Below are 6,000 nucleotides of genomic sequence, written 5' to 3'. Positions count from 1 at the left end.
TACGAGAACATTTTTAAAATCGTTCAAGCAGAATAAAATCAAATTCACTATGTACGAATCAATCGAAACTGTGAAATCTGCAGCTGACTTAAAAGCTTATTTTGAAATAGCGAAAAATCTACAAGGTAGAAATCAAAGTGAAGAGATTACCTTGGAAAGTGCTGAAGTTGCATCTGACAGCAGTAGTAGCAACAAAGCTTCAAGCGGCAGTTCAGGACACTCGGAAACAAATGTCCAAGTGCAAGGGATTGATGAGCCGGACATCGTTAAGACGGACGGGGATTATATCTATACCATTGCGGAAGGGACTGTGCGCATTACGGATATCCGAAATGGCCAAATGAAGAAAGTGGCCTCCATAAAAATGGAAGAGGATTTCTATCCATCACAGCTGTTCATCCAAGACGATACGCTAATTGTTCTTGGGGAAAAAATGGTCCGTTATGATAAGAAAATAGCGGCACAGGATCAGATTATGCCAATGAACGGGATGACGACGATTCGTTTGTACGATATGAAGAAACGGACTGCGCCAAAATTGCTGAGGGAAGTTTCGGCGGAAGGCTATCTTAGCAATGCCCGCATGACAGATGACACATTATACATCGTGACCAACTTGTATCCGATGCTTTGGGTGCTGGAGGAAATCGATGGGGCGACTGTGCGTCCGCGGATTACAGATACGGCTGATAAAGATCTTGGCTATATGGAATACGAGGATATTGCGATTCTGCCAGGTGCGACGGAGCCATCCTACACGGTTGTGACGGCCATTGATCTGCATTCCCCGGAGAAGAGCGAGCTAACTACGAAGGGGTACCTCGGCAGCAGCAATCAGTTGTATATGTCAAAAGACCATCTCTATTTGACGGCAACTAAATACCATTTTGAACAGAATAATGCCAAGGCTATGATTTGGAACCCTGGAACTGCCAATACTCAATTTTTCAAGTTCACATTGGATGGGATGAAAGTTGAATTTACAGGTTCGACTGAACTGAAAGGGACTGTGTTGAACCAATTTTCAATGGACGAGGATAACGGCTACTTCCGTGTCGTGACGACGGAAGGGAATATGTGGGATAACAAGAACCCTTCTAAAAATCATCTATTTATTTTAGATAAAGGGATGAAGCAGGTTGGATCCGTTGAGAATCTGGCAAAAGGAGAACGCATCTACTCCGCCCGCTTCATGGGGGATAAAGCTTACATGGTGACGTTCCGCGAGACGGATCCGTTATTCGTTATCGATGTGGCGGAACCGGAAAAGCCGAAAGTGCTGGGGGAATTGAAAATACCTGGCTTCTCGAACTACTTGCATCCGCTTGATGAAAATCATCTCATCGGATTTGGATACGAGACCGTTTCGGAGAAAAATCCGTCTGGCGGCGAGCCGTTCATCCGCACGAAAGGAATGAAAGTCTCCCTCTTTGATGTCACCGATTTTGCCAACCCGAAAGAGAAAGATATGGCGATAATCGGCGGCGAAGGTACCTATTCGCCGGTGCAATATGATCATAAGGCGCTGTTCCAGCATGCGGGCCAGAATCTATACGGCTTCCCCGTCAGCGTGTACGAGGAGAATGGCAAGCAACATCAGCTCAATTTCAAAGGGTCGGGCGCCCTTATTTATGAAATAACGCCGGAACGGGGCATCGTCTTGAAGGGCGATCTGGTCCGCAAACCGGAAAAGGGCCAGCAATACGAGGAATGGGAAACGCAAGTACAGCGCCTCCTTTATAGCAAGGACCGGCTCTATACGGTGTCATACAGCGATTTGAACAGCTTTGACTTCACCACATTTAAGAAGCTGGAGCAATTGAAGTGGGACGACAAGAAATAAGCAAGGTTCGGCTGGGAGCTTACTAACATACTCCTGGCTTTTTTTATTTCGTTTCACGAACTCAAATTGTATTTTCGTTTCTTCTTCGATAAGATGGATAGTACAACGTAACAGGGAGTGAGAGAGATGAGCGATAAGGAAATGGCGATTGACTGCTGTTTGCTGGCCGGCCGGCTCATGATGGAAGCGGGGGCGGAGACGTACCGGGTAGAAGATACGATGGACCGCATGGCGAAGACACAGGATCTAGCTTCCATTCATAGCTTTGTCACTCCAACGGGCATTATTCTGTCTCCAGGAAGTCCTCACCATACGAAGCTAATCCGGATTACGAACCGCTCGACCGACTTGGAGAAAATAGCACTGGTCAATGGGGTATCTCGTAAGTTATCCACTGGAGAATATTCACTTGAGCAAGCCTATGAGCGGTTGAAAGAGATTGAGAAGGCGAATGTCATGTTTCCGCTTTGGCTCCAAATTGCTGCGGCCGCGGTTGCGAGTGGCTCCTTCCTTATGTTGTTCAACGGATTGTGGCAAGATGTGGCAGCGGCTGTGTTTGCTGGAGGCATCGGTTTTATCGTTGTAACATTTTTTCAGGAATTGACGAACGTCAAGTTCTTTGCAGAATTTGTGGCCGCATTAGCAGTTGCATTAACCGCCTTTTTTGCAATTAAAACGGGATTTGGCATTGAGCTTGATAAAATTATTATCGGGGGCGTCATGCCTCTCGTACCTGGATTGCTTATCACAAATGCTGTGCGCGATCTGATGGCAGGCCATTTTATGTCGGGCTTGTCCAAAGGAGCGGAAGCTTTTCTGACGGCGTTTGCGATTGGCGCTGGCGTCGCCCTTGTTTTATCTTTCTAATGAAGAGGTGTATTGAATGACGTGGATCATACAAGCAGCGCTCAGTTTTCTTGCCGCCATCGGCTTTGGGATCATATTCAATGCGCCGCGGAAAATGTTGTTTTATTGCGGGGTCGTCGGGATGGCCGGCTGGCTTATATACAGTGTCAGTGAATTGTATTCGGGGGATGCGGTCAAAGCTTCATTTCTTGGGGCGTTCGCTGTGGCTCTCGTCGCCCATATTTTTGCGAAACGGTTTAGAACGCCAATGATCGTGTTCAGTGTAGCGGGCATTATTCCGCTTGTTCCGGGAGGTATGGCATACAATGCGATGCGCCATATCGTCGAAAATGATTACATTACAGCGATTTCATTCGCGTCTAAAGCGTTCATGGTTTCCGGAGCCATCGCAATGGGACTCGTTTTCGCAGAAGTGAGCATCCAGCTCTTATATCGAGGCCGCTCGAAACGGCGGAGAACGACTTGATAGGGGGCCAGGCGGCTCTTTTTTTATTTCCAGAGTACATATCGTTACCTTCTTTCCTAATGAAAAACGGAGCGCCCGGCAGGCACTCCGCTTATGCTCTATCATTCAAATGTAATTTGATCTTGTGTTACTGGGGTACCGATATAATAACCTTGGATGGAATCGACGCCCATTTCAATCAGCATATCGAATTGTTCCTGCGTTTCCACGCCTTCAGCTGAGACGGTAAGTCCCATTGACTTGCATAGCATGATCATGCCTTCTACCAGCTGCTTTGTCTTCGGATGGGTCGTCAACGCCTGGATGAAGACCTGGTCGATTTTTACACGTGAGATCGGCAGGTTCTGCATATATCTGAAAGAAGCATAGCCTGTCCCAAAATCATCTAGAACAAATTTCACGCCGGCGTCTTGAAGTGTTTGCATTTGCCGGATGATCGATTTCTCAACTTCAGCCTGAAATGCAAATTTCTCTGTAATTTCCAAGTGGATCCGGTTCGCCGGACAGCTCGTATCCCGCAGGATATCCAATATCGTATTTTTCATATCCGGCTTGCTGAATTCTCGTACGGAAGAGTTGATAGAAACGCAAATATTGCGCTTATCCTTGTCCCATTCGGCGGCCAGCTTGGCGGCTTCTTCGATCACGTAGGCACCGATGGCATGGATTTGCCCGTTCTCTTCCGCAATTGGAATCAACTCATCCGGCATGACGTATCCGAGTTCCTCGTCTTCCCAGCGGACAAGCGCTTCATAGAGATTAATCCTTCTGGAGGCGACATCGTACTGCGGCTGATAGACGACTTGCAGATTGCGGCGGTCAAGAGCTGTCAACAGTTTGCGGTCAATCAAGGCGCGCCGGTTCAGGCCCTTATGGGATTCTGCAGATAAGGAGGCGATACGGCCGCCGCCGCTGTCCGTCATTTCCTTTGTAGCGGCTAGTGCTGCGGTGATCAGTTGTGTATAGGTTTGCTGATCCTCAGGGTAGCGAACAATTCCACCGCTAATGGAAAGCGGCAATGCGGTATGTTCAATGTAGATCGGCTGTTCCTTAAGAAATGCAAGGAACCCTTGTATGTACCAGTCTCCATAGGGAGTGAGCAAAGCAAATTGGCCTACACCGACTCTTGCAATGGGGCTGTCTTGAAAATAGCGCTTGAGCCGATTCGTGAATTCTTTCATTAAAATCCGTTCAGAGTCGTACGTCTTATGATCTTTCAGTGTATAATAGTGATCGATCGTTATGTAAACAAATGAAAAATGTCGATTGCTTTCGATATATTCATTGACGAGCGTTTCCAGCCGATGACGGCTCATGAGACCAGTTTCGAAGTCAATGAACGCGATTTCTTGCAGTTTTTCCCGTAGCTCGACGTCATCAGTAACGTCTAATTCGAGAAATGTGGCGGAGCAAAGTGTATCGGAAGGATCCATGATTGGAACTGCGACCATCTTGACGAAATAAGGATCTCCATGGCGCGTTGTTTTCTTTGTTGTACCAAACCAGGATTTTCCGATTGATAGACGGCTCCATATGGCATGGGATTGTTCTTGGCCTTCTTCGTCATTCGGGAACATCTGCCAAAATGATTTTCCTAATATCCGTTTAGGTGTCCAATTGCTTGTTTCTAAGAAGTTCCGGTTTGCATATGTAATCAAGCCCTCGCCATCCGTACGGGTTACCATATAATACTTCTCGAGACTATCCATGATATCCGGCAATTCGAGTCTTTTGTCATTCTCGGATTTCAACATTCTGTCCCCTTTCGGATGTGTTATGTAACAAATTATTCATTTGATGATAGTATACATCATAGTTTCGGTGAATAACTAGTCTATCTGTCTGTTTGTAAATAATTAGTCAAAATGGTGGTAGTGCAAAATGAATAGATTAAAAGGTATTCTTATGATCATTTCCGGCGCCATGATGTGGGGAGCGACCGGCCCGATGATGGAATGGATGCTGTCAACTAGTGACATGTCCATCTCTTTTATGCTGACAATTCGCTTGTTGATTGCGGGTTTTTTTATTTTGGCCTTTTTGAAGGTGAAAGGACAAGATATCTTTCGCCCAATGAGGTATAAAGTCTGGCTGCGACAAATGATCATTTTCGGGATCTTTGGCATGCTTGGCGTTCAATTTACATTTGTCGGGTCTATCAATTCGAGCAATGCGATCATTGCAACGCTTTTTCAATTTTTAGCCCCGATTTATATCATTCTATTCGTTTCCATCCGGCAGAAGGCCCTGCCGCCGATTGCACAAGTAATTGGCATGATTGTGACGATGGTAGGACTGTTTTTTTTACTTACGAATGGCACGTTATCCGGGTTTGCACTTAGTGCCACTGCGGTTGCCTGGGGTCTGGCAGTCGGTTTCACATTCGCTTTTTACACACTGTACCCCGCGCGGCTGATGAGTGAATGGGGTGTCCTCCTGGTCGTTGGATGGGGGATGCTGATCGGCGGGGCTGTGCTATTAGTTGCTAATATAACAAAGCTGGGCGATGAGTTTGTCTATTTAAGCGAATGGCGCATTGTCACGATTTTGTCGCTCGTTATTGTAGTTGGAACGGTTGCGTTTCTTTTATTCCTCGGCAGCATGAAGTACATCTCGCCTGTCGAGACAAGCATCCTATCAAGCTTTGAACCACTAACTGCCATGATTATCTCTGTTATCTGGTTCGGAAGCGTGCTCGGAAAGTGGCAGCTGGCCGGAGCATTAATCATGCTAATCGGTGTGACCGGGCTGTCGGTTGCGGGGAGCAAGGCGAAGGAAGAAGAATAAAGTGTTGGAAAAAATATTGCCGATAAAGGAGTGAAGT

General features: G+C 46.6%; 5 protein-coding genes. 4 read left to right on the top strand and 1 reads right to left on the bottom strand.

Annotated elements, in window-relative coordinates; genetic code table 11:
• From NCCP2222_RS10135 to NCCP2222_RS10125, 3 genes are all read left to right on the top strand, one after another.
• On the top strand, positions 1 to 1,843 hold a 1,843-nt coding region (locus NCCP2222_RS10135), incomplete at its 5' end, for a beta-propeller domain-containing protein (protein ID WP_248512017.1).
• Between the two features lie 126 nt (positions 1,844 to 1,969).
• Positions 1,970 to 2,710, top strand: a complete 741-nt coding sequence (locus NCCP2222_RS10130) for a threonine/serine exporter family protein (RefSeq protein ID WP_248512015.1) — start codon at positions 1,970 to 1,972, stop codon at positions 2,708 to 2,710.
• A gap of 16 nt (positions 2,711 to 2,726) precedes the next feature.
• On the top strand, positions 2,727 to 3,176 hold the full coding sequence (locus NCCP2222_RS10125; protein ID WP_248512013.1) for a threonine/serine exporter family protein: 450 nt from the start codon (positions 2,727 to 2,729) through the stop codon (positions 3,174 to 3,176).
• A gap of 101 nt (positions 3,177 to 3,277) precedes the next feature.
• Here the strand turns inward: NCCP2222_RS10125 and NCCP2222_RS10120 are convergent, their stop codons facing one another.
• Positions 3,278 to 4,930, bottom strand: coding sequence for a sensor domain-containing protein (locus tag NCCP2222_RS10120; protein WP_248512010.1), 1,653 nt, complete (start codon positions 4,928 to 4,930; stop codon positions 3,278 to 3,280).
• 127 nt (positions 4,931 to 5,057) lie between these two features.
• Between NCCP2222_RS10120 and NCCP2222_RS10115 the strand changes: the two genes are divergently transcribed.
• Positions 5,058 to 5,963, top strand: coding sequence for a DMT family transporter (locus NCCP2222_RS10115; protein ID WP_248512003.1), 906 nt, complete (start codon positions 5,058 to 5,060; stop codon positions 5,961 to 5,963).
• The last annotated feature ends 37 nt before the right edge of the window (positions 5,964 to 6,000 follow it).

Source organism: Sporosarcina sp. NCCP-2222 (genome assembly GCF_023168145.1).
Lineage (GTDB): Bacteria > Bacillota > Bacilli > Bacillales_A > Planococcaceae > Sporosarcina.
This window is presented reverse-complemented; position numbering and strand designations above follow the sequence as displayed.

Coding starts and splice junctions, on each gene's coding strand:
- NCCP2222_RS10130 (WP_248512015.1), top strand. CDS start 1,970: ATGAGCGATAAGGAAATGGCGATTGACTGCTGTTTGCTGGCCGGCCGG.
- NCCP2222_RS10125 (WP_248512013.1), top strand. CDS start 2,727: ATGACGTGGATCATACAAGCAGCGCTCAGTTTTCTTGCCGCCATCGGC.
- NCCP2222_RS10120 (WP_248512010.1), bottom strand. CDS start 4,930: ATGTTGAAATCCGAGAATGACAAAAGACTCGAATTGCCGGATATCATG.
- NCCP2222_RS10115 (WP_248512003.1), top strand. CDS start 5,058: ATGAATAGATTAAAAGGTATTCTTATGATCATTTCCGGCGCCATGATG.